Origin of the sequence: Embleya sp. NPDC020886 (genome assembly GCF_044333915.1) — a bacterium.
GTDB lineage: Bacteria > Actinomycetota > Actinomycetes > Streptomycetales > Streptomycetaceae > Embleya.
Genome location: NZ_JBIRRX010000006.1, coordinates 291,370 through 317,965, shown reverse-complemented (window position 1 = coordinate 317,965; position 26,596 = coordinate 291,370). Strand labels below are relative to the sequence as shown.

At 71.3% G+C, this 26,596-nt stretch carries 25 protein-coding genes; 12 read left to right on the top strand and 13 right to left on the bottom strand.

The genetic code is table 11. From position 1 onward, the window contains the following. Positions 1-12: 12 nt before the first annotated feature. From ACH4U8_RS23485 to ACH4U8_RS23450, 8 genes are all read right to left on the bottom strand, one after another. Entirely contained in the window at positions 13-1,104 is a 1,092-nt protein-coding gene (locus tag ACH4U8_RS23485; protein WP_360322517.1) for an HAD-IIIC family phosphatase, read from the bottom strand. Positions 1,105-1,128: 24 nt separating this feature from the next. Further along, positions 1,129-2,238 (bottom strand): acyl-CoA dehydrogenase family protein, encoded by a 1,110-nt coding sequence (locus ACH4U8_RS23480; protein ID WP_395779914.1) that lies wholly within the window; start codon positions 2,236-2,238, stop codon positions 1,129-1,131. Further along, positions 2,222-2,497 (bottom strand): acyl carrier protein, encoded by a 276-nt coding sequence (locus ACH4U8_RS23475; RefSeq protein WP_360322523.1) that lies wholly within the window; start codon positions 2,495-2,497, stop codon positions 2,222-2,224. Before ACH4U8_RS23475 ends, ACH4U8_RS23480 begins: the two co-directional genes overlap by 17 nt. A 15-nt stretch (positions 2,498-2,512) precedes the next feature. Continuing rightward, positions 2,513-3,184, bottom strand: a complete 672-nt coding sequence (locus ACH4U8_RS23470; RefSeq protein WP_360322526.1) for a class I SAM-dependent methyltransferase — start codon at positions 3,182-3,184, stop codon at positions 2,513-2,515. Continuing rightward, positions 3,184-4,044 (bottom strand): 3-hydroxyacyl-CoA dehydrogenase family protein, encoded by an 861-nt coding sequence (locus ACH4U8_RS23465; RefSeq protein ID WP_360322529.1) that lies wholly within the window; start codon positions 4,042-4,044, stop codon positions 3,184-3,186. Before ACH4U8_RS23465 ends, ACH4U8_RS23470 begins: the two co-directional genes overlap by 1 nt. Before the next feature lie 702 nt (positions 4,045-4,746). Further along, a complete protein-coding gene (locus ACH4U8_RS23460; protein ID WP_360322532.1) occupies positions 4,747-5,607 on the bottom strand; it encodes a helix-turn-helix transcriptional regulator in 861 nt (286 codons plus the stop codon). 662 nt (positions 5,608-6,269) lie between these two features. Next, the gene (locus ACH4U8_RS23455; protein WP_395779912.1) at positions 6,270-6,845 is read right to left on the bottom strand and encodes a flavin reductase family protein; all 576 of its coding nucleotides are present in this window, start codon (positions 6,843-6,845) and stop codon (positions 6,270-6,272) included. A 287-nt stretch (positions 6,846-7,132) separates the two neighbouring features. Next, positions 7,133-8,056 carry a hypothetical protein gene (locus tag ACH4U8_RS23450; RefSeq protein WP_395779910.1) on the bottom strand — a complete coding sequence of 308 codons (924 nt, stop codon included), beginning with the start codon at positions 8,054-8,056 and terminating at the stop codon, positions 7,133-7,135. A gap of 272 nt (positions 8,057-8,328) precedes the next feature. Between ACH4U8_RS23450 and ACH4U8_RS23445 the strand changes: the two genes are divergently transcribed. Together ACH4U8_RS23445 and ACH4U8_RS23440 are read left to right on the top strand one after the other, a co-directional pair. After that, complete coding sequence (locus ACH4U8_RS23445) at positions 8,329-8,652, top strand: hypothetical protein (RefSeq protein ID WP_360322541.1); 324 nt, start codon at positions 8,329-8,331, stop codon at positions 8,650-8,652. Continuing rightward, positions 8,649-10,499 (top strand): PQQ-binding-like beta-propeller repeat protein, encoded by a 1,851-nt coding sequence (locus tag ACH4U8_RS23440; RefSeq protein WP_395779908.1) that lies wholly within the window; start codon positions 8,649-8,651, stop codon positions 10,497-10,499. The genes ACH4U8_RS23445 and ACH4U8_RS23440 overlap by 4 nt, the downstream gene beginning before the upstream one ends. A 111-nt stretch (positions 10,500-10,610) precedes the next feature. Here the strand turns inward: ACH4U8_RS23440 and ACH4U8_RS23435 are convergent, their stop codons facing one another. The 4 genes from ACH4U8_RS23435 to ACH4U8_RS23420 all read right to left on the bottom strand — a co-directional run bounded on the left by ACH4U8_RS23435 (position 10,611) and on the right by ACH4U8_RS23420 (position 15,441). Further along, entirely contained in the window at positions 10,611-11,603 is a 993-nt protein-coding gene (locus ACH4U8_RS23435) for a hypothetical protein (RefSeq protein ID WP_395779906.1), read from the bottom strand. Between the two features lie 131 nt (positions 11,604-11,734). After that, the gene (locus ACH4U8_RS23430; RefSeq protein ID WP_395779904.1) at positions 11,735-12,766 is read right to left on the bottom strand and encodes an MsnO8 family LLM class oxidoreductase; all 1,032 of its coding nucleotides are present in this window, start codon (positions 12,764-12,766) and stop codon (positions 11,735-11,737) included. Positions 12,767-12,864: 98 nt separating this feature from the next. Next, positions 12,865-14,352 carry a phosphatase PAP2 family protein gene (locus ACH4U8_RS23425; RefSeq protein WP_360322553.1) on the bottom strand — a complete coding sequence of 496 codons (1,488 nt, stop codon included), beginning with the start codon at positions 14,350-14,352 and terminating at the stop codon, positions 12,865-12,867. 45 nt (positions 14,353-14,397) lie between these two features. Beyond that, a complete protein-coding gene (locus ACH4U8_RS23420) occupies positions 14,398-15,441 on the bottom strand; it encodes an ADP-ribosylglycohydrolase family protein (protein ID WP_395779902.1) in 1,044 nt (347 codons plus the stop codon). Between the two features lie 180 nt (positions 15,442-15,621). Between ACH4U8_RS23420 and ACH4U8_RS23415 the strand changes: the two genes are divergently transcribed. Both ACH4U8_RS23415 and ACH4U8_RS23410 read left to right on the top strand, forming a co-directional pair. Beyond that, positions 15,622-16,017, top strand: coding sequence for a VOC family protein (locus ACH4U8_RS23415; RefSeq protein WP_360322558.1), 396 nt, complete (start codon positions 15,622-15,624; stop codon positions 16,015-16,017). A 186-nt stretch (positions 16,018-16,203) separates the two neighbouring features. Then, positions 16,204-17,418: an acyl-CoA dehydrogenase family protein gene (locus ACH4U8_RS23410; RefSeq protein ID WP_360322561.1), complete on the top strand. Its 1,215-nt coding sequence runs from the start codon at positions 16,204-16,206 to the stop codon at positions 17,416-17,418. Positions 17,419-17,690: 272 nt separating this feature from the next. On the opposite strand, the gene ACH4U8_RS23405 is transcribed toward ACH4U8_RS23410, so the two are convergent. Next, complete coding sequence (locus ACH4U8_RS23405) at positions 17,691-17,858, bottom strand: hypothetical protein (protein ID WP_360321522.1); 168 nt, start codon at positions 17,856-17,858, stop codon at positions 17,691-17,693. Positions 17,859-18,105: 247 nt separating this feature from the next. Here ACH4U8_RS23405 and ACH4U8_RS23400 point away from each other — a divergent pair, with 247 nt between their 5' ends. The 8 genes from ACH4U8_RS23400 to ACH4U8_RS23365 all read left to right on the top strand — a co-directional run bounded on the left by ACH4U8_RS23400 (position 18,106) and on the right by ACH4U8_RS23365 (position 26,584). Further along, entirely contained in the window at positions 18,106-18,327 is a 222-nt protein-coding gene (locus tag ACH4U8_RS23400) for a hypothetical protein (RefSeq protein ID WP_395779900.1), read from the top strand. Between the two features lie 83 nt (positions 18,328-18,410). Continuing rightward, positions 18,411-19,616: a cation:proton antiporter gene (locus ACH4U8_RS23395; RefSeq protein WP_395779898.1), complete on the top strand. Its 1,206-nt coding sequence runs from the start codon at positions 18,411-18,413 to the stop codon at positions 19,614-19,616. Positions 19,617-19,894: 278 nt separating this feature from the next. Then, complete coding sequence (locus tag ACH4U8_RS23390; RefSeq protein WP_395779896.1) at positions 19,895-21,238, top strand: salicylate synthase; 1,344 nt, start codon at positions 19,895-19,897, stop codon at positions 21,236-21,238. Further along, positions 21,238-22,284, top strand: a complete 1,047-nt coding sequence (locus ACH4U8_RS23385; RefSeq protein WP_395780091.1) for a ketoacyl-ACP synthase III family protein — start codon at positions 21,238-21,240, stop codon at positions 22,282-22,284. Before ACH4U8_RS23390 ends, ACH4U8_RS23385 begins: the two co-directional genes overlap by 1 nt. Positions 22,285-22,287: 3 nt before the next feature. Beyond that, positions 22,288-23,955 (top strand): (2,3-dihydroxybenzoyl)adenylate synthase, encoded by a 1,668-nt coding sequence (locus tag ACH4U8_RS23380; RefSeq protein ID WP_395779894.1) that lies wholly within the window; start codon positions 22,288-22,290, stop codon positions 23,953-23,955. A gap of 7 nt (positions 23,956-23,962) precedes the next feature. Beyond that, complete coding sequence (locus tag ACH4U8_RS23375) at positions 23,963-24,313, top strand: phosphopantetheine-binding protein (RefSeq protein WP_395779892.1); 351 nt, start codon at positions 23,963-23,965, stop codon at positions 24,311-24,313. Continuing rightward, complete coding sequence (locus ACH4U8_RS23370; protein WP_395779890.1) at positions 24,310-25,803, top strand: amidohydrolase family protein; 1,494 nt, start codon at positions 24,310-24,312, stop codon at positions 25,801-25,803. The genes ACH4U8_RS23375 and ACH4U8_RS23370 overlap by 4 nt, the downstream gene beginning before the upstream one ends. 10 nt (positions 25,804-25,813) lie before the next feature. After that, a complete protein-coding gene (locus ACH4U8_RS23365; RefSeq protein WP_360321546.1) occupies positions 25,814-26,584 on the top strand; it encodes a 2,3-dihydro-2,3-dihydroxybenzoate dehydrogenase in 771 nt (256 codons plus the stop codon). Positions 26,585-26,596 lie beyond the last annotated feature (12 nt).

The window sequence follows — 26,596 nt, the reverse complement described above, 5'->3', positions numbered from 1 at the left end:
GATGAGCCCCGGTTACAGCCATTCCGCTTCACGGCCGTCGACGTTCGGTTCCGGCGTGAGGACGCGCATGGTGGTGGGCGCGTCCTGCCGGACCGGCTCCAGATGCAGGCACTCGGTTCCCTCGGGCGGCGAGAACGAGTCCAGGCAGGCACAGGTCGCGGTGGTGAACCCCGCGAACCGGTAAGCCACTTCCATCATTCGGTTGCGTTCGGTGCGCCGGAAGTCGGCGACCAGGTGCACCTCGGCCCGGGCGGCGGCGTCGGTGAGCCAGCGCAGCAGTACCGCGCCCGCGCCGAACGAGACGACCCGACACGAGGTCGCCAACAGTTTGATGTGCCAGGCACTCGGGGTCTTCTCGATCAACATCACCCCGACCGCGCCGTGCGGTCCGAAGCGGTCGCTCATCGAGACCACCAGCACGTCGTGGCTCTCGTCGGACAGGAACGAACGCAGCGCGGCATCCGAGTAGTGCACGCCGGTCGCGTTCATCTGGCTGGTCCGCAGGGTCAGTTCCTCGACCCGGGTGATCTCCTCGTCCCTGGCCTTGCCGATCCGCATCACCAGGTCGAGCGAGCGCAGGAACTCCTCGTCGGCGCCGTGGTATTGCTCCCGCTCCCGGTCCCGCTCGAACCCGGCCTGGTACATCTGCCGGCGCCGGCGCGCGTCGACGGTGACCACCGCCGGGCTGAACTCGGGCAGGCCGAGCAACACGCCGACCTGTTCGGCCGGGTAGCAGCGCACTTCCGGCAGGTGGTACTCGACCTCGGCGCGCTCGGTCGGCAGGTCGTCGATGAACGCGATCGTCTTGAGCGAGAAGTTCAACTGCTCGGCGATCCGGCGCACCGACTCCGACTTCGGGCCCCAGCCGATGTGCGGCAGGACGAAGTACTCGGCGAGGCCGAGCTCCTCCAGCCGCGCCCACGCCTCGTCGTGGTCGTTGCGGCTGGACACCGCCTGTAACACGCCCCGCGCGTCGAGTTCGACGATCACCTTGCGCACGACGTCGTCGACCTCGACATGGCCGTCCTCGACCAACGTGCCGTTCCACAGTGTGTTGTCGAGATCCCACACCAGGCACTTCACGACCGGTTGTGTTTCGGACATCTTCGCCCCCGTTTCTGCGACCGCTCAGCCCGCCGCCGAGGCGGCGTGCTCAGCGAGGATCAACTGGCAGATCTCGTTGCTGCCTTCGATGATTTCCATCAACTTCGCGTCCCGGTACGCCCGCTCCACCACGTGCCCGCCCGCCGCCCCCGCGGAGGCGAGCACCTGCATCGCCGAGGCCGCGCCGCGCGCGGCGTTCCCGGCCGCGACGTGCTTGGCCAGGACCGACGCCGGTACCTGCTCCGGCGAACCCGCGTCCCAACTGCGGCTCGCCTGCTCGCAGGCGAACGTCGCCGTTCGTTCCGCGGCATAGAGCTCGGCCAGGTGCCGGGCGACGAGCTGGTGTTGCAGCAGCGGCTTGCCGAACTGCTCCCGGGTCGCCGCGTGTCGAGCGACGGCCGCCAGGCACGCGCGCAGGATTCCCACGCAGCCCCAGGCCACCGACAGCCGGCCGTAGGTCAGCGCGATGGTGGTCAGCATGAGCGCCGGTTGGCCGGCCACCGCGAGCAGGTTCGCCGCGGGCAACCGCACCTCGTCCAGCTCCACGGTGGCGTGCCCGCCGGCCCGGCAGCCGAGCGGTTCGGCCACCCGGGTCACCCGGACACCGGGCGCCGACGTCGGCACCACGGCGACCGCGGCGCCGCGCTCGTGGCGACCGAACACCAGGATCCAGTCGGCGTACGCGGCGACCGTGATCCACGTCTTGGTGCCGTCCACGACGATCTCGTCGCCGTCGCGCCGAATCTCGGTGGCCATCGCGGCGAGATCGCTGCCCGCGCCCGGCTCGCTGAACGCCACCGCGGCCAGTTCGCCGCCGGTGAGCCGGCCGATGTACTCGGTGCGCTGCGCCTTGTCACCGAACCGTTGGATCGTCCACGCGGCCATCCCCTGGGAGGTCATCACGCTGCGCAGCGAGCTGCACAACGCGCCCGTGTGCGCCGCGAGTTCGCCGTTGGCCGCGCCGGACAGGCCCAGCCCGCCGAAGGTCGGGTTCGCCTCGGCGCACAGCACGCCCTTGGCGCCGAGTCCGCGCAGGACGTCGATCGGAATCTCGCCCGCCACGTCCCACTCGCCCGCGGCGTCGGCGACCGTCTCGGTCACCAGGGCGGTCAGGGCGTCAAGCACCGTCACCACCGGTGCGCAGCCGGGTCACCAGCGAACTCATCGAGCGCACGGTGCGGAACTTGTCCATGGCGAGGTCGGCACCCTCCACCGCGACGCCGAACGTGCTCTCCACGAACACCACCAGCTCCATCGCGAACAGCGAGGAGACCGCGCCCGAGGCGAACAGGTCCACCTCCGGCTCCCAGGTCAGCCTGGTCTTCGCCTGGAGAAACTCGCCGATCCGCTGCTCGATGTCGGCGACCGTCAGATCCGTTGTCTGGTCCGTCATGGGAAAAGTCCCTTCCTATTGCACCTTGTTCTTGCGTGCCAACGTGATGCCGTCCGCCATGACGAGCATGGACAGTTCGACCCTGCTGTCGACCAGGAGCGCGGCGTTGAGCGCGCGGATGGCCTCGGTGTCGGCGTCGTCCGCCTCCGGGTCCGCGACCCGCCCGAAGTAGAGGGTGTTGTCCAGCACGATCAGGCCGCCGGGCCGCAGGTGGGTCAGCGCCTCTTCGTAGTAACGCGCGTAGCCGGTCTTGTCGGCGTCGACGAAGACCAGGTCGAAGGTCTCCGGCCCGTGCTCGGCGAGCAGGTCCACCATGGTCTGCGCGCCGTCCCCCAGCCGCAGTTCGATCCGGTCGCAGACCCCGGCCCGTTCCCAGTACCGCCGGGCGATCCTGGTCCAGCGCTCGCTGATGTCGCAGGTGACGATCCGCCCGCCGGGCGGCAGCGCCCGGGCCATGCACAGCGTGCTGTAACCGGTGAAGGTGCCGATCTCCAGCACTCGGCCGGCGCCGGTCAACCCGACCAGCATGGCCAGCAGTTGCCCCTCTTCGGGCATCGTCACCATGGCGCTGAGCGCGGGCATGAAGGCGGTCTCGGCGACCAGGTCGCGCAGGATCTCGTCGTCGCGCAGGGACACCGACCGCACGTAGTCGAGCAGGCGCTCGTCCACTTCCACCTGGCCGGCCATCAGCGGACGCCGTACTCGTAGAAACCACGCCCGGTCTTACGGCCGTGGTTGCCCTCGGCGACCTTGCGCAGGAGCAACTCGCTGGGCCGGCAACCCTCGTCCCCGGTGCGCTCGTAGAGCACCACCAGGGAGTCGACCAGGTTGTCGATACCGATCAGGTCGGCGGTGCGTAGCGGGCCCGTCGGGTGTCCGAGACAGCCCTCCATCAGGGCGTCGACGTCCTCGACGCCGGCCCGCCCCTCCTCGACGATGTTCGCCGCGTCGTTGATCATCCGGTGCAGCAGGCGGCTGGTGACGAAGCCGGCCCCGTCCCCGACCACGATCCCCTTGCGATCCAACGTGGCCAGCAGGTCTCGCACGGCCGTCATCGCCGCCTCGCCGGTCCGCGGCCCCCGGATCACCTCGAGCGTCCCGATCAGGTAGGGCGGATTCATGAAGTGCACGCCCAGCAGGGAGTCGGGGTTGGGTACCTCCCCCGCCAGTTCGTCGACCGGAATGGACGAGGTATTGGTGATCCGCAGCGTGCCCGGCGCGACCACGGAGGCGATCTCCCGGTGCACCTTGGCCTTCAGCTCGGCCACTTCGGTGATCGCCTCGATCACCCAGGTCGCGTCCGCCGCCGCCACCGCGGAGTCGGCGAGTTCCAACTCGCCGATCGGCCCGCCGCGCGGGAGCGCGCCCATCATGTGGGCGAGCCGAAGCTCGTCCCGTACTCGCTCGCGGGCGTTGCCCAGCCGTGCCGGATCCACGTCAACCAGGACGACCGGCACCCCGCGCCCGACCGCGAGGGTCGTGATCCCGATTCCCATCACTCCCGCGCCGAACACCGCAAGCTGCGGCGCGCGCCCGTTTTCGGTCATCGGTCGACCACGCCCGCCCGTCCCGGAACGGCGAAGGGCTTTCTAAACCCCCGACCGATATCACGAACGACAGACCCGCTCATAACCACCCCCGGTTTGCGTGTGGAAAGTTTGCGTGCGGAAAGATCGCGTGCGGAAATACTTTCGGAAGGAATTGTGCACATCAAGAGAGTGTCCACTCGTCGAGACAAGCGAACACGAAAATAATGGATCGTCAGGTCGACCGAGTCGCATCTTTGCGACGCCGACTGCAAGGCCGCCCTGGGTACGAAATCCTATGCCACCCCGCACCCGGGGAAAATGACCAGTGAATGAATTCGTGCAGGATTCTCCATGCGCAACCTACCTCGCCACCGTGCCCCCGAAACCCCGCTTGTAACGCTCGGGCGAACCGGTGACACAAGGGATGAACGGATCGACGCGGCCCCCTTGGTGTTCGGCTGGTGTTCGGCGAACATCCCGCCGTTGTGCGGTTGCGACTCCCTACAGTGTGTGACAGAAGCGCTGCGGACTCCACCCCCCGACCCGCTCATCAAGCTGCACCTCCACTTGATGAAACTCACGCACCCTGCACTTGACCAGCACACGGGTACCCGGTCATGCGTCGAACGGTCCCCGCGGCGGGCGCGCGCCGACGGACGGGTCGAGGGGAGGGCGCGGCCGCGCCGCGGCCGGCCAAGGGGTGGACGGAACCGGCCGCCGCTACACGTCCTCCGCCAGGTTCGCCTCCTTCACGAGGTAGCCGAACTGGAACCGGCTCGTCGCGCCGAACATCTGCATAACCTGGCCGATATGTTTACGGCAGGTGCGGACCGACACGCCCAGACGCCGGGCGATGGCTTCGTCCTTCGCGCCGGAGATCAGCATCTTGACGATCTCCTTCTTCATGTCGCTGCTGATGACTTCGGTTTCGGCCCGTCGACTGTCGAAATCCTTCGCGGTCGCCCAGACGTGCTCGAAACAGGAGTAGAGAAAGTCGATGAGCGAGCGCTCCTGCACGACCACGGCACCGCCCTCGTCGCCGCTCGCGAGGATGTACGCCGAAGAGCGGTCGAAGATGTATATCTCGCCGAACAGCGCTCCGGCCGTCCGCAACTCGGCACCGGCGTCGACCAACTTCCCCGCATACTCACGGATCGGTATGTCGAACCGGGCCGCGTGCTGGTACAGGACACGCAGGCGCACATCCCGGCCGAGCAGTCGGAAATTCCGGGTCTGTGCCTCGATCGACTCGTCGATCGGCCGCCCGCCGCGGGGCTGCATACAGACGACCTCGTGCGAACTGTGCGCCGCCGCCTCGGAAAGCAGCAATTCGACCGTCTCGGGTTCCTTGACCACGTCGAATGAATTGACATTCCGATCGCCGAACCTGCTCGACCGAAACAGCAGCGAAAGTCGGGCCAGCTCGTTCCGGAGCTGGCCCGTCGCCATCTTCCAACCGAGCAACTCGCGCTCGCTGCGCGTCAGGAGCCGGGAGGAGGCCATACTCGGGTCCGCCGGGACGAACCAGGCGTCCTGGTGACGGGACGGTTGAATGAGCCGAAGTTCCAGGAGTTCGGCCACGATCTCCTCACCCCGGCCGGGACTCTCGAATCCGAACTCGTGCGTGACATCGTCGACCGCGAATCCGTCCTGGCCTAAACTCCATTCATAAACTTCGAATATTCCGGCACCCGGTTCGGGAAACAAAGGCACTCCCAGTGAACTATGCATTCCTTCCATTTACCTCCCGGAAGGATACCCGAGCAGCGTTCAATGTCTCTACCATTTGGCCGGTATATAAAAATTAATCCCTAATGAGCCATTCTCCGCCATGGTGAGCGATATGCGAGAGGAAAGACCGTTCCCGCTGCCCCGTTTCCGCCATTTCCGCCGGCGGCACGACGACACGCGGCGCGGAAGGTGTGGGCAAGCATGGCGCGCACGACCTGCCGATACCAGTGCGAACGACGGTGGATCTGCCGCGGGTTCGGCCCGCGCGGCGCCGACGCCGACCCGCGTGGGGGTCGTGTGGCGAGCGATTCGGGCGGGACGAACGAGGCTGCCGGGCCGGTCCGCGCCGGTCGCGCGCCGGTGCGGGCGGGCACCTGCGCCGCGGTACGGCGCTGCGGGGCCGCGCGTTCGGGGGCTCGGCTACGGCGGTGCGCTCGCGTGCCTTCGGGCAACGGCGAGGTGTGGTCGGCTCGCCGTGCGTCCGCGGCGCGAGGTGCGGTCGGCGCGTACGCCTATCCGGCGGTACTCGGGGCGACCGACACCGTCCGGCCGCCGGCGCCGGCTCCCGCTCCGGGTGCGGCCCCGGCCGCGACCGGTTTCGCGCTCTCCCGAAAGGACCCGAACAGGCCGCGATGAAATACCAACGGCTCGGGCTCGTCCGGATTCACCCGCAGCGCGGTGACCTCGGCAATGATGATGACGTGGTCCCCGGCGACATGCTCGACGTCGATCGAACACGACATCCAGGCGAGCGCGTCACACAATTCCGGGCCGGCCGCCGACTCGCTCCACCGGACATCGGCGAATCGATCGATGTCCTTGACCGAGAACTGCCGACACAACTGCCCCTGGTCGCTGCCGAGGATGTTGACGCAGAATCCGCCGTTCTGTCGAAGATCCACCAGCGTCGCCGACGCCTCACCGACACACAACATGACCAGTGGGGGATTCAACGAAACCGACATGAACGAATTGCACGCCATACCGACGGGCCGGCCGAACGGGTCGGTGGTGGTGATTACCGTTACCCCGGTCGGCAGGTATCCGAGGGTACGCCGGAAATCCGTCGTGTCGAACGGGGCAACCATAACCGACTCCTCGCGTAGCCACTCCTCGAAGCATAATGAGCACTCCGAGTACCGCGTTGGGACGAGCCACCAAGAACTCCGCCCCGATTTGGCTCGCCGGCGCAGTCGGCGACCGGGCCGAAGGTGGACACCGGCCGACCCGCCCCGAATCCCGGTATCGCCGGAGCGGGCAGCGGGTCCCGGGAATGCGAACGGGCCGACTCGACGAATCGAGCCGGCCCGCCGCGTGCACCGAAATCACCGGTGGGTCGCTTCCCCAGGTGGTGGGTCACGCTCCGGACGGCCGGTCACTTCTCCAGATCGGGACGCACCCGCAGGGTCAGTGCCGACGCGGCGTCCAACGACGTCTCGTTGATCGCGTAGACGACCCCCACCGTGTCCGCGTCCGCCCACACACACGTGGGCAGCGCCTTGCCCCCCGAGCGGATGCTGGTACAACGCACGACACCGCCGAGGGCGCCGGGAGTCATCTCGCGCACGTTGCCCATGTCCGCCGACTTCTCCTGCGCACCGTCCTGCATGCCCTCGATGATCTGATCCATCACCGTCGTCGGCGACAACAGCGGCGAGGGGTTGGCCATCACCATCACCAGCGCGGTCGGGGTGGTCGCCCCGGCCGGACCGTAGGCGGCGACCTTCGAACCGGCCACCGCCTGCCGCCGGATGCTGGTCTGGAGCGGATAGACGTCGTCGCCCATACGATCGAGGCCGCCCGCCCGCGCGGGGGTGTCCACCCGGCGCTTGGCCGTCGACGCCGTGCTCGTCGGCCGAGGCGGCGCCGGCGGCGCCGAAGTGGGCCGCGTGGTCGGCGTGGTCGGCCCACCGGTCACCGGCGCGGAAACCGACGACGTGGGCTCGGCCACCGAGTCCTTGTCATCGGAGGAGAACGCCCCGGTCGCCCCCAGCACGGCGACCGTACCGACCGCCAGCACACCGACCACGGCCGTCACGATCAGAGCGACCTTGGGGCCGCGGCGCTCCGGCGGCAGCGGAGGGCCGTATCCGGGCGGCGGCCCGTACATCGGCTGCCCGGGCGGCGGGGCCCCGTATCCGTACGGGTGGGCGCCCGGCTGGTGGGCCCCGGGCGGCGGACCGTAGGGCCCACCGTACGACTGACCGGGGGGCGGCGGTGCCCCGTATCCCGGCGGCGGCCCATAGGGCCCACCACCGGGCGGCGGCTGCTCGCCCCCGGCCGGATGCTGAAACGACACGATCCACTTCCCCGCTACGACAACGACGTCGATCGACGCGTCGCCATCCTGCCCCACCTCGACAAACCGCCCACAAGGTGGTCCCGTCCGCCTCCCGCAGAGCGTCCGTCGAGCCCGCGCCCGGCGCGGGTTCCACGTCGGGCGGGGGGTGATTGTCGGCGGGAACCGGCCGGGGTCGGTACGGTGATCGACGCGGCGTTGCGTCGAGGGTGCCGGATCGCGGTCGCGGCACGGGGTGGATTCGGGACAGGAACACGGGGGGCGCGATCGTCATGACGCACTCATTGCCGGGGCAGGGTCGGGGCCGCGGGCCGACACCACGACCGGGACCGACACCACAACCGTGGGGCGGGGCGACGGAGCCGCCCGCGGCGAACCGGCCGGCCGCGCCGCGCAAGGTGCGGGTGATCGTGGTGTGTGTGCTGATCACCGCGGCATCGGCCGCCGTGATCGCGTTCCTGGTGTTGTGGTTGCACAACGTCGGCCAGTCGGTGGGCCCGCTGGACCGCGGCGACCTCAAGAAGGACCTGCCCGGTCCCCGCGACGTCGGCCTCGGCGCACCGGTGCTACCCGGTATCGCGGGAGGTGGCGCGTGAGCACCCCGCGGCACCCGCACGACCCGGACGGCGCGCCGAACCGGCAGGACTCGCAGGACCCGTGGGACGAGCAACGCCGGGCCCGGGCGGGGCAGTCCACGCCCCCGGGGTTCGCCCCGCCGGCGTCGCCCGGGACACCTCCGCCGTTCGCCCCGCCGGCCCAGGCCCAGACGCCACCCGCGTTCGCCCCGCCGTCGGATCGGACCGCACCCCAGTCGCCGGGCCATCCTCACAGCCGGCCTGCCACCCCCGACCCGGCCCAACCACAGCCCCGACCCGCGCCGTTCCCGAACGCCTCCGGCGGCGGCTTCGTCGCCAACCCCAACCTGCCGCTGCACGACCCGCATCCGCAGCCCACGCCCTACCCGCACGCGCACCCGCACCCGCACGGAGCCGGATATGTCGGCCCGGCCGGCCCCGGTTCACCGCTCCCGCCGACGCCGGCCCCGATGCCTCTGCAACCCGCGGCCTCGGCGCACCACTTCGTCTTCGGACCGCCGCTCGCCCCGGACCGGGTCCGGCCCGCGCGCGATCGGCCGATCCTGCTCCGCGGCACGATCCTGGCCCTGGTGGTACTCGCGATCGCGGGTGTCGGCGCGGTCCGGCAGGCCGTCCGGCAGCCCCAGGGCTACGACAACGTCGGCGAACGCGTCACCGTCGCCTGGGCGTTGAAGGAGGGTCGGGACGGCCCCAAGCCCCCCGACAACGCGGTCGCCGACCCGCGCACGCTGGAGGGCACCTGGTTCCAGGGCGACACCGTGGTCCGCTCGGAACGTGCCCGGGTGGTCGCGTACCGCGTGGACAGCGGGGCGACCGTGTGGGAGAAGCCGCTCCCGAACGGCGCCGCGATGTGCGCGGCCGGCGCCGAGACCGACGGCCCGATCGCCATCGTCGTCTACGGCGTCGGTACCGCGTGCGACCGGATCGCCGGCATCGACCTCACCTCCGGCACCGAGGTGTGGAGCAAGCCGCGCCCCGCCAAGGACACCCCCGCCCGCGAACGCCTGGCCGTCTCGCGCGGTGTCGCGGTCAGCGGCGACACCGCGTTCCGGATCAAGGACGGCGCCCAACTGTGGGTCGCGGACCGCACCTTCGCGGCGGGCTGCCACGTCACCGGCTTCCGCGGCGGCCCCGCGCTCGTCGCCAACGGACTGTGCGGGACCACCGACGCCGTGTGGGCGGTCGACCCGCTCACCGGCAAGCCGGCCTGGGTGCACAAGCTGCCCCGGGACGGCACCGTCGCCAAGGGCGGATCACCGGTGGTCGCCACCTCCCCCGTGATCGTCGACGAGCCGAACGCACCGGGCGGGCCGACGCGGCTGATCGTGTTGTCCGACCGGGGCGAGCCCGCCTACCCGATCGAGGCCGGCGGCCCGCTGATCGGCGACGCGCGCGGCACCGCGCCGCGCATCCTGGCCGACGACCGCACGATCTACGTTCCCGGCAACAACGGCCGGTCCGTGCACGCGTCCAGCACGCCCGGGGCCAACCAGATCATCGCGATCGACCGGGCGAGCGGCCGCGTGCGCTGGATCTCCGCGCTGCCCGCCGCCGTCAAGGTCGTGGGCGTGAGCGTGGACAGCAAGGCCGCGCCGATCGCGGTGGACCGGGACGGCGGCCTGCGGGTATGGGTCAACGCCCGAGGCAGCAAGCCCCCGCGCCTGGTCCACTTCGACCCGGAAACCGGGCACATCCGCGTACTCGACGAGTATCCGCTGCGCCTGGGCGTCTCCGTCGCCGAGACGATGCCCAAGCCCTTCGAACACGACGGCCGACTGTTCCTGGTCGAGGAGAGCACCGCCGGCCTCGGCTACCGCGTGATCACCAGCGCGCGAAGCAAGGACTAGCCGGGGCGTGTCCTCGATCCCCCGTCGGGCTCCACGACGCCCGGCGGGCGATCGAGGACACGCCCCGGGCGTACCCACCCGCGCCCGGGGCCGGGTGGTCGGCCTCGGCGGCTACCTCGGTCCCTGCCCAGGTCCCTGAACCGCGTCTCGGGTCTGCGGCGAGCGTGACCCCCACGGACCGCTGCGCCAGGTGATGCCGTTCCAGCGGCCGAGCCGGCGGATCTCCCAGATGCTCAACCCGGTGATGATCAGCGAACCGCCCACGCCGACCACCGCCTTGATGTTGCCCGGCACGATGTCGGAGCCCGCGAACAGCGGGTTGTCGGTCTTGACCAGCATGTCGGTGAGCGCGAACGTCCAGGCCAGCCACATCGCCATCAGCGCGGGCAACATCGGGTGCCCGTCCGCCGCCGAGAACAGGTGTTGCGCCACCTGCCAGATGGCCACCAGGGCGAACCCGAAGACCCAGATCCCGGCGACCATGGACACCCACGACAACACGAGCTGCACCGCGGTCCCGTCGGTGCGCAGCGTGTTGGTGTCGGCGCCGAGGCCCGCGCCCTTGCGGCACCCCCAGGCCAGGGCGATGCCCAGCACCGGGACGATCAGGAACAACCCGACCGAGCGGATCGGATGGATCAACTGGCGCATGGTCAACGACCGCAGGTGCGGCCGGGCGCAGAGCACCAGGAGGCAGCCCATCAACAGGATGCCGACGATGCCGTACAGCGGCAGCAGCACCAGCCGACGCACCATCGCCGAGACCAACTCGGCGACCACCTGGGCACCCTGCACCTTGGTGGTGGCGCCGGAGGCGTGCGTGCGCTCCTGGTACAGCCCGCGCAGGAACACGGCCAACACGATGGTCAGGCCGAGCCACGCGCGTACCCGGTTGAGGTTGCCCATCAGCCCGTCCGGCTTGCCGATCCGGTGCGACGGACGCAACATCCGGTGCGCGAGCACGCCCGGAACCACCACCGAGGCGACGTTGGCGATCCAGCGCCGCTCGATCTGCGCGGGTGTCTCGACGGCCGCGTGCGCGGGTGTGTGCCCGGGTGCGTATGGGTGTGGCAGCGTGGATGCGTGCTGGCCGGCATGGGCCATCGGTCGGAACCTCCCCGCAGAACGACCGGCTCGGGCCGCACCACGTTAGCAACGCCCACCGCCTGCCACGCGCGCCCGGCCGCCATCGGTCGGCCTGGTGCCGCACGGCCCGGCCGCACCACCCGCGGGTCTCAACCCGCGGCGGCGCCGATCCGGGGCGCGATGCCCGCGAGTTCGGCCAGGCGTCGGGCCGAGTCGAGGCGACCCGGTCGGTCGTACGAACTCGTGGTGACCAGGAACTCGTCCGCGTCGGTGCGGGCGAACAGGGCGGCCAGCCGGGCGGCGACGGTCTCGGCGGTGCCGTGGATCTGCTCGCGCAGTGCCGCGTCCAGGTGTTCCCGCTCGCGGGTGCTCGGTGTGCCGGCGCGGATGCGCTCGGCCGGGATCAGCGGCGGGAAGGTGCCTCGGGTGCGTGAATACGCGGCGGCCCATGCCTCGGGCAGCAGCAGGTCGTGGGCCGCCTCCTCGGTCTCGGCGACCGCGACCGTGCCGGCCACCACGACGTAGGGCCGCGCCGACCACGCGGACGGGCGAAACGCGGTCCGGTAGCGCTCGATCGCGCGCAGCATGCGCTCCTCGCCGATCGCCGCGGCGACCACGAGCGGCACCCCCGCCCGCGCCGCGTGGTCCGCGCCGGCCCCGGTGGCCAGCACGAAGGGGGCGGGGCGCAGTCCCTCGGCCGGTCGGGCGTGCACGCCGGGATGCGCGTCCTGGGTGCCCAGGAAGTAGCCGAGCAACTCGGCCAGGCGGTCCGGAAAGTCCTCGGCCGCGTCCTTGCCCCGACCCAGGGCCGCCCGAATCCCGTCGGTGAAGCCCACCGAACGACCCACGCCCAGGTCGATCCGCCCGGGATACAACGATTCGAGCACGCCGAACTGCTCCGCCACCACCAGCGGTTGGTGATTGGGCAACATCACCCCGCCGGTCCCGACCCGAATCCGCTCGGTGACCGCCGCCACCGCGGCGGCCAACACGGTGGGTGCCGACCCGGCCACGCCCGGCACGCTGTGATGCTCGGCGACCCAGAACCGGTGATACCCCAACCGCTCCACGTCCCGCGCGAACGCCACGGCATGACGCAACGCGGAGGCCGGATGCTCCCCGTCCAGGGTGAGCGACCTGTCGAGCACGGAAAACCGGACCCCCGGCGGCACAACGTTCACACCACCCCCAACGCCGCCCCGGCCAGGGAATTCCCGAGGCGGTCGGGCGGCGGGGACGGCGAGCGGGGTGAGCCGCGCCGGGGGTCCGGCGGTGGGGATCAGTCGCGTACCGCGCCCTCCGGGCGGTAGACCATCAGGCGGCGACCCTTGGCGATGCGGAGTTGGGACGCGCCGGGGCGGACTTCGCCGTCGACGGCGAGTTCGGCGCCCTCCTGTATTTCGGACAGGCGCATCGTGCGGGTCGTGGACGCCTCGTACACGCGCGAGGTGCCGAGGGTGCCGGAGAGTACGGCGGCCACCAGTCGGGTGCGGGCCAGCGGTCGGGAGGCGTCGACGATGCGTACGTCCAGGAGGCCGTCGGTGAGGTCGGGGCGGTAGGTGGGCGCGAAGCCCTCCGGGGCGTATTGGCCGTTGCCCAGGAACAGCAGCCACAACGAGCGGGGACGGCCGTTGACCCGCATCTTGACCGGACCCGCGTCCCGGAGCACCCGGACCAGGCCCACCAGCATGGCCGGCCACTTGCCGATCTTGCCCTCCAACTCCTCGCGGAAGCGCACCAGATCGGGGTAGACGCCGAGCGAGAAGGTGTTCAGGAAGAGCTCCGGGCCCAGTTCCTGCCCGTCGTCGGAGAACGGGTGCGAGTGGTCGCGCTGCAACTCGGCGACGTCCACCGACACCGCCTCGCCCGCCGCGAGCGCCTGCGCGGTGTCGTCCAGTCGGGTCAGGCCCAGGTCGCCGGCGAAGTGGTTGAGCGTGCCGGCGGGGAAGACCGCGAGCGGCATGCCCCGATCGAGCGCGATCCGCGCCGCGCAGTTCACGCTGCCGTCGCCACCCGCGACGCCCAGCACCTGGGCCTCCCGGGCCGCCTCGCACAACAGCGCGACCAGATCGCCGTTCTGGCCGCGCTCGACCACCTTGGCAGCCGGCAGCAGTTCGCGCAGGCGCTGGGCGGCGTCGCCCTCGGGGCCGGCCGAGGAGTTGACCACGACCACCAGGCCGTCCCCCTCGACCAGCGCCGGCACCTTCCCGCGCGGCGGCGGCGCGGACGCCGCCTCCACCGGCCGGGTCGGCCACCAGCGCAGCGTCACCGCCGCCAGGCCCGCGCCGAGCGCCGCGCCGGCCAGGACGTCACCCGGATAGTGCACGCCGGTGTACACCCGGGAGAAGGCCACCGACCCGGCCAGCGCGCCGGCCGCCACGCCCAACGGACGCGACTCCAACGCGACTCCGGTGGCGAAGGCCGCCGCGGAGGCCGCGTGCCCGGACGGGAACGACGTCGTCCACGGCTGCCTGCTGAGCCGGCGGGCCATCGGCACCGCGTCGATCACCGGCCGGGGCCGGCGTACCCAACTCTTGAGGACCACGTTGGTCACGGTCGACGCGAGCGCCACCGAACCCAGTCCGCGCAATGCCGCCCGGCGCCCGCTGCGTCCACCGGAAAGCGCCATTCCCGCACCGGTCACCGCCCACAGACGCGAATGGTTGGCCGCGCGCGACAAGGCGGGCAGCGCCTTGTTCGCCCACGGCACATGATGCGTTGCCACCCACGCGAAGGCCGCCCGGTCGGCGGCATGGATCTTTCCCATGGCGCCATCACTACCCGTAAGCGGTCCCGGACACCACGACCTGCGTCACATCCGGAGCGCCTCGGACACCTCGGACAGTTCGACCGGGTACTCGATGCGCTCCAGCCAGGCCGCGGGCCACCCGTCGAGGCCGTGCACCGCGCCGATCATCGCGCCCGTCAACGCGGCGATCGAGTCCGAGTCGCCGGAGGTGGCGGCGGCCCGGGCCAGCGCCGACCTCGGGTCGTCCGGATACAGCGCGACACACGACACGGCCGTGGCCAACGCCTCCTCCGCGATCCAGCCGGCGCCGGTGATCCGGCACGGATCCGACCGTCGATCGCGCTCCAGCAGCGCGCTGTCCAACCGGTCCAGCACGCCCAGGCATTCGTCCCAGCCGCGCGCGATGAAGCCCTCCGGCGTGTCCGCGAACGGGCCGCGCCACAGGTCCTCGCCGAGCCAGTCGGCGTGGTAGACCTCGCGCTGCGCCTCGGCGTGCGCACGCAGGTACGCGGGCAGGTCGGCGATCGACACACCGGTACGCAGCGCGTGTACCGCGGTCGCGGTCAGGTCCGAGGCGGCCAGTGCGGTGGGGTGACCATGGGTGATCGCCGCCTGGAGCTGCGCCGCACCGCACCGCGCGGCCTCGTCGAGGTGGTCGACCAGGCCCAGCGGGGTCACCCGCATGTTCGCGCCGCAGCCCTTGGAGCCGCGGCGGGTCGCGTCGATCCAGCTCCGGCCGGCGGCCAACTCGGCGCACGCGGACATGCACGTGTGCCCCGGCGCGCGGGTGTTGTCCGGGGAGTCCCACCAGGTCAGGAACCGCTCGATCAGCAACGGCGCGAACTGCTCGGCGGTCGGCACCCACCCGTTCGCCCGCGCGTGCGGCCCCGCGTTCGTCCGCGCGTCGATCAGCGCGTGGGCCACCGCCAGGCCCATCTGGGTGTCGTCGGTGACCAGCGCGGGCGTGCCTTCCAGGTCCATCGGGCCGGGCAGTTCGTATCGACGCACGATCTGCGCGTAGGACAGGAATTCCGTCGGCGCGCCCAACGCGTCCCCGTACGCCAGGCCGAACATGCTCCCGCGCACCCGCTCCGCGTTCCCCACCATGTGGCACCACCCTTCGTCGAGGTCCCAGCCTGCCGGCCGGGCGGCTCGCGTTCGGATCTTTATGCGGGCCGGTGACGGGCACGCGGGGCGGGGCGGCGGCGGGGCGGCGATCCGTGCAGGGGTGGGACACACCGCCCCGAAAGGGTTCGAAATCGTGGCCCCGGGGCGAAGCTTGAAGGCATGGACGTACTCTCCGGCCGCATCCTGTTGCGCCCCCTCGACCTCGATCGTTCGCTGGCCTTCTACCGCGACGTGCTCGGACTCGCGATCGCCCGCGAGTTCGGGACCGGGACACATCGCGGGACGGTGTTCTTCCTCGGCGGCGGGTTCCTGGAGGTCTCGGGCACCGCGACGGAGACCGGGCCCGGCTGCGCGGATCTGCGGTTGTGGCTCCAGGTGCGGGACTTGGGCGTCACCCACAAGGAACTCCTGGGCAGGGGCGCCACCGTGCTGCGCGAACCGCGCCGGGAGGAGTGGGGGTTGGACGAGATGTGGATCGCCGATCCGGACGGGGTGCGGATCTGTGTGGTGCAGGTTCCGGACGAGCATCCGATCCGCTATCGACCGGGCATCTGACCCGACGCGACCCGGCATCCGACGGGACGTCGGCGGCCGTCGCGCGAGCCGCCGGACACCGCGGTGCGTGGCTTGGGCAAACCCGATCGGCCGGTATTCCCGGGCCTCTTGACGGCCTCGGGCGGCGACGACACACTCAAGCTACCAGCCGGTAACAATTCGACGATGTCCCGGGGGCCACCACCCATGACCGCCTTCAACCTCGCGCTGAACGAGGACCAGACCACCATCCGCGACTGGGTGCACACCTTCGCCGCCGAGACGATGCGCCCGGCCGCCGCCGAGTGGGACGAGCGGGAGGAGACCCCCTGGCCGATCATCCAGGAAGCCGCCAAGATCGGACTCTACTCCCTCGACTTCTTCACCACCCAGGCGTTCGACCCCACCGGCCTGAGCATGCCGCTGATCATGGAGGAACTCTTCTGGGGCGACGCCGGGTTGGGCCTGGCGTTGACCGGCACCGCGCTCGCCGCGGCCGGCCTGGTGGCCAACGGCACGCAGGAACAGATCATCACCTGGGCACCCGAACTGTTCGGCACCACCGACGACGTCCGGGTCGCCGCGTTCTGCTCCTCCGAGCCCGACGCCGGTTCCGACGTCTCCTCGATGCGCACCCGCGCCGAATTCGACGAGGCCACCGGCGACTGGATCCTCAACGGGGTCAAGACCTGGGCCACCAACGGCGGCATCGCGCACGTGCACGTCGTGGTCGCCACCACCGACCCCGCCCTCGGCTCGCGCGGCCAGGCCAGTTTCGTGATCCCGCCGAACACGCCCGGGTTGTCCCAGGGACAGAAGTTCAAGAAGCACGGGATCCGCGCGTCGCACACCGCCGAGGTGGTGCTGGACCACGTCCGGGTCCCCGGCGACTGCCTGTTGGGCGGCAAGGACAAGCTGGACGAGCGGCTCGCGCGCGCCAGGTCCGGCACGTCCGGGCGCTCGAACGCGGCGATGGCCACCTTCGAGTCGTCCCGCCCGGCGGTCGCCGCGCAGGCGGTGGGCATCGCGCGCGCCGCCTACGAGGTGGCCCTGGAATACGCGCAGGTCCGCGAGCAGTTCGGCCGGCCGATCATCGACAACCAGGGCGTCGCGTTCACCATCGCCGACATGCGCACCCGGATCGACGCGGCCCGGCTGCTCACCTGGCGGGCCTCGTGGATGGCGGCGACGAACCAGCCGTTCACCGCGGCCGAGGGCTCGATGTCCAAGCTGTACGCCGGCGAGACCGCCAAGTGGGTCACCTCCGCCGCGATGCAGATCCTCGGCGGCAACGGATACACCCGCGAATACCCGGTCGAGCGCATGCACCGGGACAGCGCGATCTACACGATCTTCGAGGGCACGAGCGAGATCCAGCGCCTGGTCATCGCGCGAACGTTGTCGGGCGTACCGATCCGCTGACGAACCAACAGGCCGGACTCTCGTCCACGGGAAAGAAGCAGCACCCGGCCGCAACCGGCGGCCGGGAATCGCATTCGCGCTCCTTCTCCGGTTCCCGCCGCGTCCGGCGTCGAGAGCGACCACACCCGGCTCGGCCGGAGCCCCGGGAGCGCGGGGCCCGGATGGGCCCCTGGTGGGTGGCGGAGGGCGGTGGCGTGCGCCGGTGGGCGCTCCCGGCGTGTCTCGGCACGCGGAGCGCCCGGGTCGGCGGCGTCGAAGAGTGCGCCGGTGCGTCAGCGCATCGGCGCCGGCTCCGGTTCCGGGTCGGGTTCGTCCGGCACGGGTGGCACGGGTGGGCCGCCCGGGTCGGGCGGGAGCGGTTCGGGGCCGGGCTCCGGCAGCGGGCGCGGACCGGGCATCGGCGGAATCGGGGGCAGGGGATCCGGCCACGGATCGGTCACGGCAACCTCCTGGCGAGGGCTGGGTCCGGGCGGGCCCGGACACGTCGCGGCGGCGACGATGCCTCCCGGATACCCCGTCGGCGCCCACCCACCTCCGCCGGCCGGCCGATCCGGCGAAATCCACCCGCATCCCTGCGGGCAAACAGTGCAAACCCGGGCCAAGGCCGCATCGAAACCCAGGAAGAACACCGATCGACACCCTGTTGCACCTAACCTGAAGCCCCTTATGTTCGAACAGGAGAACCTCATGGGCGGCCAGGTCCCGATCAGCGAAACCCCCCTCCCGGGCATCGGTACGCAGTACACGCTCTCCACCACCGCCGGTCGGGCCATCTCCGTGGTCGCCGGCCGTGACGGCGTGCGACGGATCGCGTTCTACAACGTGGACGACCCCGACGCCTGTGGCCCGGGCGTACGGCTGACCCGGGCCGAGGCCGTGGCGCTCGCGGAACTGCTCGCCGAGGACTGACCCCACCCGACCGCGGACTCCCTCACCCGCGTTCGAGCCGCAGACCGCCCCTGCCCCTGCGAACGACGCGAGCACAGCCCCACATGCACCCGGCAACACTGCTCATCGAACTCGGCGCCATCATTCTGGGCCTGTCCATCCTCGGCCGGGTCGCGACCCGGATGGGGATGTCACCCATCCCCTTCTATCTCCTCGGCGGCCTCGCCTTCGGACACGGCGGCGTACTCGACCTCTCGCAGAGCGACGACTTCATCGAGATCGGCGCCGAGATCGGCGTGGTCCTGCTCCTGTTGTTGCTCGGCCTGGAGTACACGGCCGGCGAACTGGTCACCAACCTGCGCACCGCCGCGCCCGCCGGCGCGATGGACGCGCTGCTCAACGCGGTCCCCGGCTTCCTGGCCGGGCTGCTGCTCGGTTGGGGGACCACCGCCGCGCTCGCACTGGCCGGCGTCACCTGGATCTCCTCGTCCGGGGTGATCGCGAAGGTACTCGGCGACCTGGGCCACCTGGGCAACCGGGAGACCCCGGTCGTCTTGTCCGTCCTGGTCATCGAAGACCTCGCGATGGCGCTCTACCTGCCCATCCTCACGGCGCTGCTGGCCGGCGTCGGGCTGCTCGGCGGCTCGCTCACCGTGGCCATCGCGCTGGGCACGATCAGCATCGTGCTCTTCCTCGCGCTCCGACACGGCGGCCGGATCTCCAAGGCGCTCTCCAGCGAGGAGCCGGAGTTCCTGCTGCTCGGCGTACTCGGCCTGACCCTGCTGGTCGCCGGCGTCGCGGACAAGCTCCAGGTCTCCGCGGCCGTCGGCGCCTTCCTGGTCGGCATCGCGATCTCGGGTGACGTGGCCGAACACGCACAGACCCTGCTGGCGCCGCTGCGCGACCTGTTCGCGGCGGTCTTCTTCGTCTTCTTCGGCCTGTCCACCGACCCGAGCGCGCTGCCCGGCGTGCTGTTGCCGGCGGCGGCGCTGGCCCTGGTCACCGCGCTGACCAAGATCGCCACCGGCTACTGGGCCGCCGCCCGCGCGGGCATCGCCAAACCCGGCCGCTACCGGGCGGGCGGCGCGCTCGTGGCGCGCGGCGAGTTCTCCATCGTGATCGCCGGCCTGGCCGCGACCTCGGGCGTCGAACCCCGGATGGGACCGTTCGCCGCCGCCTACGTCCTCATCCTGGTGGTCGCCGGCCCCTTCACCGCGCGCTACGCCGAACCCGTGTTGCGCCGCCTGTTCGGCCCCAAGGCGGTACCGGCGCCGATCGAGGAGGAGGACGACGACCTGACGCCGCGGTAGCGGCGCACGGCCGGACCCCGCCTGGTCCCGGTGGCGGTCGGACCCCCGCGTCTGCGCATTCCCCCGGGATGCGCCGACTTCGCGTTTCGAGAAGAACCCCTTATCGCGGGCTTGTGGTTCCCACCCGGTTACCTCCGTATCGTCGTTGACGGTAACCCCAGGCATCGGTCCGACTCCGGCCCGCCGCGCCCCACCACCGTCCCCGCCCCCGGCCCGCGGCCTGTGTGCGTCGCGGTCGTCGACGCGCGGTCCCGACCGCTACGAGAGGACGCTCGCAGATGAGTCCCACCAGGTGGCTGCACTACTTCGAGACGCAGATCCCGCTCGCCGAGGAGCCGCTGCTCGTCGCGGCCCGACTGGCCGGCTCCGGGCTGCACGCGTCCTACGTGGTCTACGAGAACGACGGCATGTGGGCGTACGCGGGCGGGGTACGGGCCGAACTCACGCTGGACCGGCACGGTGCCAGGCTGAGCCGCGAGCACGAGCCGGACACCGTGCTGCCCTGGGACGACCGGCCGCTGGACCTGGTGTCCCGACTCCTGGACACCGTGGCGGTGCCCGAGTGGCGCGCGTACGGCTGGGCGGCGTTCGAACTCTCCTACGCCAAGGACGGCGACCTCACCCACGTCGGCGACGAGCGGCTGCTGCACCTGGTGGTGCCGCGCGCCGAGGTCCGACTGGAGGACGGCCACGCGCTGTTGCGCGCGGTCGACCAGGAGACGCTGAGCGCCCTGATGACCACGATCGGCACGCCGGTCGCGGGGTCCGCCGAGCCGGCCCGACCGCTGGACGTGCACGGCCGGGGCGAGTTCGAGTACCGCGAGGCGGTCAAGCTCGCGGTGGACGAGATCAACCACGGCGACCTGCACAAGGTGATCCTCTCCCGGGTGGTCGACGTGGACGAGGACATCGACCTGATCGCCACCTACGTGACCGGTCGGCGGAGCAACGACCCGGCCCGCTCGTTCCTGCTCGACCTCGGCGGCATCGAGGCGATCGGCTTCAGCCCGGAGATCGTGGTCAAGGTGTCCGCGGCGGGCACCGTGGTCAGCCAACCGCTGGCCGGTACCCGGGCGTTGACCCCCGATCTGCTCGTCAACGAGAACCTGCGCGCCGACCTGCTGGCCTCCGCGAAGGAGGTCTACGAGCACGCGATCTCGGTCAAGACCGGGACCGACGAACTCGAGGACGTGTGTGTGCGGGGCAGCGTGTCGGTGCCCGAGTTCATGGCCGTACGCGAGCGCGGCAGCGTGCAGCACCTGGCGTCGCAGGTCTGCGGACAACTGGCGCCGGGCGCGGGCATCTGGGACGCCTTCGCAGCCGTCTTCCCGGCGGTGACCGCGTCCGGCGTGCCCAAGGACGCCGCGTACGCCTCGATCCGCCGACACGAGCCCGGCACGCGGGGCCTGTACAGCGGCGCGGTGCTCACGGTGGACCACATCGGCGAACTGGACGCGGCCCTGGTGCTGCGCAGCGCCTACCGCAAGGACGGGCACACCTGGCTGCGTGCGGGCGCCGGCATCGTCGGCCACTCGACGCCGGAACGGGAGTTCGAGGAGACCTGCGAGAAGTTGGAGAGCGTGGCGCGCTACCTGGTGCCCGCGCGGGAGGAGGACGCGTGATGAGGTTCCACGAGGACGTATTCGTCGCGGGCGTGGGCACGTATCGACCCGATGTGGTGAGCACCGCGTTCGCGGTCGGCGCGTCCTGGTACGACCCGGCGGACCGCGAGGCGTCCGGCATGGAGTCGGTGATGGTTGCCCGGGACCTGCCCGGGCCGGACATGGCGGTGCGGGCGGCCGAGGTCGCGGTGCGCCGGTCGGGCCACGACCGGGACGACTTCGGCGCGCTGCTGCACACCGCCACCCACCACCAGGGCCCGGACGGCTGGTCGGCGCCGCACTACGTGCTGCGCAACACGTTGGATCGGCCGATCACCGCGGTCCAGGTGGGGCCGGGTTGCCTCGGTTCGCTGGCCGCGTTGGAGAGCGCCGCGTACCGGCTGCTCGGCAACCCGGAGCACGACGCGGTGCTGCTGACCTGCGGAGACAACTTCGGTACCCCGCTGGTGGATCGCTGGCGGGCGTCGAAGTTGTTCCTGCTCGCGGACGGCGGCGCGGCGGCGGTGGTATCCCGGCGGGCCGGCTTCGCCCGGGTGCTGGCCTTCGGGGCGGTGTCGAATCCGTCGATGGAGGAACTGCACCGAGGCGGCGAGAAGCGCTTCCCGCCCGGCATCACCATCGGCCGCTCACTCAACTTCGAGGAGCGCAGCGCCTATTGGCGCGAGCAGTGGGCCCAGGGCGTGGCCCCGCCGATGGGGCACTTCGGTGACGTGGTGGCCGAGACCGTCGAACATACGTTGGGCGAGGCCGGTCTCGCGTTGGACAAGGTGGCCCGGATCTGCCACTCCGGCTACACCCGAGGCGCGTTGGAGAGCATCTACCTCGACCCGCTGGGCATCGACGACACACGCGGCACCTGGGAACTCACCCGCACGCTCGGGCACGCCGGTGCGGCGGACCCGTTCATCGGCCTCGAACACGTGTGGACCCGCGGCGAGGTGGTCCCGGGCGATCACGTCCTGCTGTTGTGCGCCGGGCCGGGCATGGAGACGGACTGCGTGGTGCTGGAGATCGTCGCCCCGTACGAGCCCGCGAAGGAGGGCTGACCGATGCCGGACGGATGTGTGCCGTGGCCGGCGGAGGTCGCCGCGCGTTATCGACGCGAAGGGCTGTGGCCGGGCGTCGACCTCGGCGGCCTGCCCCGGGTCTGGGCCGACACGCACGGCGACCGCACCTCCCTGGTCGGCGGCGAACGCCGTTACTCCTACCGCGATTTGGCCGATCGCATCGACCGGACGGCGGCCGGCTTCCGCCGGCTGGGCCTGCGACCCGGCGAGCGGGTCGTGCTGCAGTTGCCCAACGTCGCCGAATTCGTGATCGTCGCGTTCGCGCTGTTCCGGGTCGGCGTCAAGCCGGTGTTCTCGCTCGCGTCGCACCGTGCCAACGAGATCCGGCACCTGTGCGCGTCGTCCGGGGCGTCGGGATACGTGGTGCCCGATCGTCATCGGGGCTTCGACCACGCCGGTCTCGCACTCCGCATGCTCGACGAGATCCCGACTCTGCGCACGGTGTTCGTGCACGGTGACCCGCCGGCCGCGGCCGGCGCAGCGGTGGTCCCACTGGCGAGCGTGGACGCGGATCCGCTCCCGCTGCCCGCGAACGACCCGGCGGACGTGGCGTTCTTCCTGCTCTCCGGCGGAACCACCGCGCTGCCCAAGCTGATTCCGCGCACACACGACGACTACGCGTATCAGATCCGGACCGCGGCCGAGGTATGCGAGGTCGGCCCGGACGACGTGTACCTGGCCGCGCTGCCGGTGGAGTTCAACTTCACCTGGGGCTGCCCCGGTGTGCTCGGCACGCTCGGGGCCGGCGGCACGGTCGTGTTGGCCGAGGACCCCTCCGCGGACGACTGTTTTCGTGCCGTCGAGGACGAGCGGGTCACCTTCACCTCGGTCGTGCCCACCGTGGCCCGACTGTGGCTGGAGGCGTTGGAGTGGGGAGCGGCGGACCTGTCGAGCCTGCGGCTGATCCAGATCGGCGGTGCCAAACTGCCGGTCGAACTGGCCGCCCGGATCGAGCCGGGCTTCGGCAGCCGACTGCAGCAGGTGTTCGGGATGGCCGAGGGCCTGCTTGCGATGTCTCGCGCCGACGACTGCGCGGAGGCGGTCCTGACCACGCAGGGCCGCCCGATCTCGGCGGCCGACGAGGTGCGCGTGGTGGACGAGCAGGACGCCGACGTGCCGCTCGGCACGGTCGGCGAACTGCTCACCCGCGGCCCGTACACACTGCGTGGCTACTACCGCGCCGACGAGCACAACAGGCGTGCCTTCACCTCGGACGGCTTCTACCGCACCGGCGACCTGGCCCGACTGACCCCGGCCGGGCACCTGGTGATCGAAGGACGGCTCAAGGACGTGGTGATCCGCGGCGGCGACAAGATCGCCGCCGGCGAGGTGGAGGGCCACCTGCTGAGCTGCGCCTCGGTCGACGCCGCCGCGGTGGTCCCGGTCGCGGACGAGTTTCTCGGCGAGCGCATCCACGCGTTCGTGATCTGCCGCGGCGAACCACTCACCCTGGCCGACCTCAAGCGGGCCCTGCACGAGCGCGGGTTGGCCGAGTACAAGCTGCCCGACCGGATGGAACACGTCGACGCCTTCCCGCTGACCGCGCTCGGCAAGGTGGACAAGAAGATCCTCACGGCCGCGGCGAACGACCCGACACTGAGCCGGAATTGGGGACCGGCCGCAAGCGTCTGCGAACACCGGGAAGGGTGAACCGCACATGGACGGCACCACCAGTACCGCCGGCAATGCCGGCACCGACCACGACGCCGGCGCCGGCGGTACGGCCGGGACCGCCGGGCCCGCTCCCGCTCCCGCGCCGCCGACCTCGGCCGACCTGCGCGCGAGCGTCTCGGCGATGATCGGCACCCCGCCCGGTGAGATCGCCGGCGACGCCAACCTCGTGCTGCTCGGCCTGGGTTCGCTGGAGATGATGCGGCTGGTCAACCGGTGGCGACGGCAGGGCCTGGCGATCGAATTCCGCGATCTGGCCGCCGAACCGACCATCGACGCGTGGACCGAGCGGTTGGCCTCGGCCGGGGCGAAAGGGTCGCCGGGGGCGAAGCGATGAGCGCGCTGTTGGTTCGCGGCGGCTGCCTGTATCCGGGAGACACCGGCGCACGAGTGATCCCGGACGGCTCGGTCCTGGTCGAGGCCGGGCGGATCACCGCGGTCGGAACCACCGCCGACGTCGAGGCCGCGTTGACACCGGCGCTGCGGGCGGGCCTGCGCACGATCGACGCACGCGGGAAGATGATCCTGCCCGGCTTCGTGAACGCGCACTGGCACGAGATGTTCGCGCTGCGCTTCCCGTTCAAGGGGGCCCTGCGTCCACCCGCCGACCGGGACGACAAACCCGCGTTCATGGCCCTGGGCGGCGACGTCCGACAGATCTCGACCGCCTTCGACGTCTTCCATGATCAGCTCGAACTGCTCACCCCGGACGAGGCGTCGGCCATCGCGCGCTACTCGATGTGGACCCAGTTGCGGTCGGGTACGACCACCCTCGGCGACGTCGGCTCGTTCAACCGGCCCCAGGCGCTGATCCGGGCGGCGCGGGACCTGGGCATGCGCTGTGTGGTCAGCACGTGGGCGAGCGACGCGGTGTGCGCGGCGGGCGAGACACGCTTTCGTCGCACCCGGGACGCGGACGACGAACTGCGCCGGATCGAGGACGTGCTGCGCGAGGTCGCGGCCGCCCCCGACGACCTGGTCCGGGCCTGGCCGACCGCAGTCTACGGCACCAACATGAGCGACGAACTCGGCGCCGGACTGGCCGAGTTGGTGAATCGATACGACGTCCCGTTCGGCACGCACGTGGGTGCGCTGCGCAACGAGTCGGCGGTGATGCTGGCCTACCACGGCAACACCCCGGTCCGCCGTTTCGCCGAACTCGGGCTGCTGTCGGACCGGTTCATGGCGGTGCACTGCGCGTTCGCGGACGAGGACGAGAGCAAGCTGCTGATCGAGGCGAACGCGCACATCAGCCACTCGCCGGCGAAGTACGGTCCGGCCGGGGAGTCCGCACTGACCGAGACCCGGGCGATGCCCCGATTCCGGCGCGCCGGTCTGGACGTCTCGCTGTCCACGGACGGGGCCTCGCTGCCGATCGGCGGGATGGCCGAGGCCATGCGGGCCTGTTGGCAGATGTACAACGAGATGTACGCCGATCCCACCGAGGTGTTGCCCACCGACGCGCTGGCGATGGCCACCCGGCTGCCCGCCCGCGGCCTGGACTGGGCCGCGGAGATCGGCAGCCTCGAAGTGGGCAAGCAGGCGGACCTCCAACTGATCCCCACCGACGACTGGCGCTATCTGCTCAACCCGCGACCCCTGGAGGGCTTCCTCGCACTCGGTGGATCCACCGACGTGGACACCGTCGTGGTCGCGGGTCGGGTCCTGGTCGAGGGCGGTCGGGCCGACGGCATCGACGAGGCCGACCTGGAAGCGGATTACCTGGCGGCGCTCGGCTCGTTCTCGGTGCGCTGCCTGGGCATCGACCCGGACGTGGTGGCCTCGCTCACCGGACGACCCCGCACATCTCGACGACAGCGGAAGTGAGGTGGGCCCGATGCGGGACACCACGGCCCTGGTCACCGGGGCGGCAGGCGGCATCGGCGGCGCGGTGACGCGCGCGCTGGCCGCCGAGGGGATCGCGGTCGCGGCCCTCGACGCGAACGCCGAGGCGCTCGGCCCGCCGGTCGAGGAACTGACCGAGGCCGGACACCGCGTGCGCGGATACGCCGCCGACGTGCGATCGAGCGCGGACGTGGACGCGGTGGTGGCCCGCGTCGAGGACGAACTCGGGCCGATCGACTACCTGGTCAACGCGGCGGGGGTGCTGCGCACCGGCGCCGCGGTCGAACTCTGCGATCGGGACTGGGAGCAGACCTTCGCGGTCAACACGACCGGCGTCTTTCACGTCTGCCGCGCGGTGGCCCGCCGGATGATCCCGCGCGCGAGCGGCGCGATCGTCACGGTGGCCTCCAACGCGGCGGGCACCCCGCGCTGGGACATGGCGGCGTACGCGGCGTCCAAGGCCGCGGCGACCGTCTACACCAAGTCGCTCGGCCTGGAACTGTCCGGGCACGGCATCCGGTGCAACGTGGTCGCCCCGGGCTCCACCGACACTCCGATGCTGACCTCGTTGTGGGCGGACGGCGACGCGCGCGCCGCCTCCATCGAGGGCACCGCGGCCACCTTCCGGGTCGGCATTCCGCTCGGCCGACTCGCCCGCCCGCAAGACGTCGCGGACGCGGTGCTGTTCCTGCTCTCCGACCGTGCCGCGCACATCACGCTCCACGAGCTCACGGTCGACGGCGGCGCCGCGCTGGGCAACTGAGCGCGCGCTTTG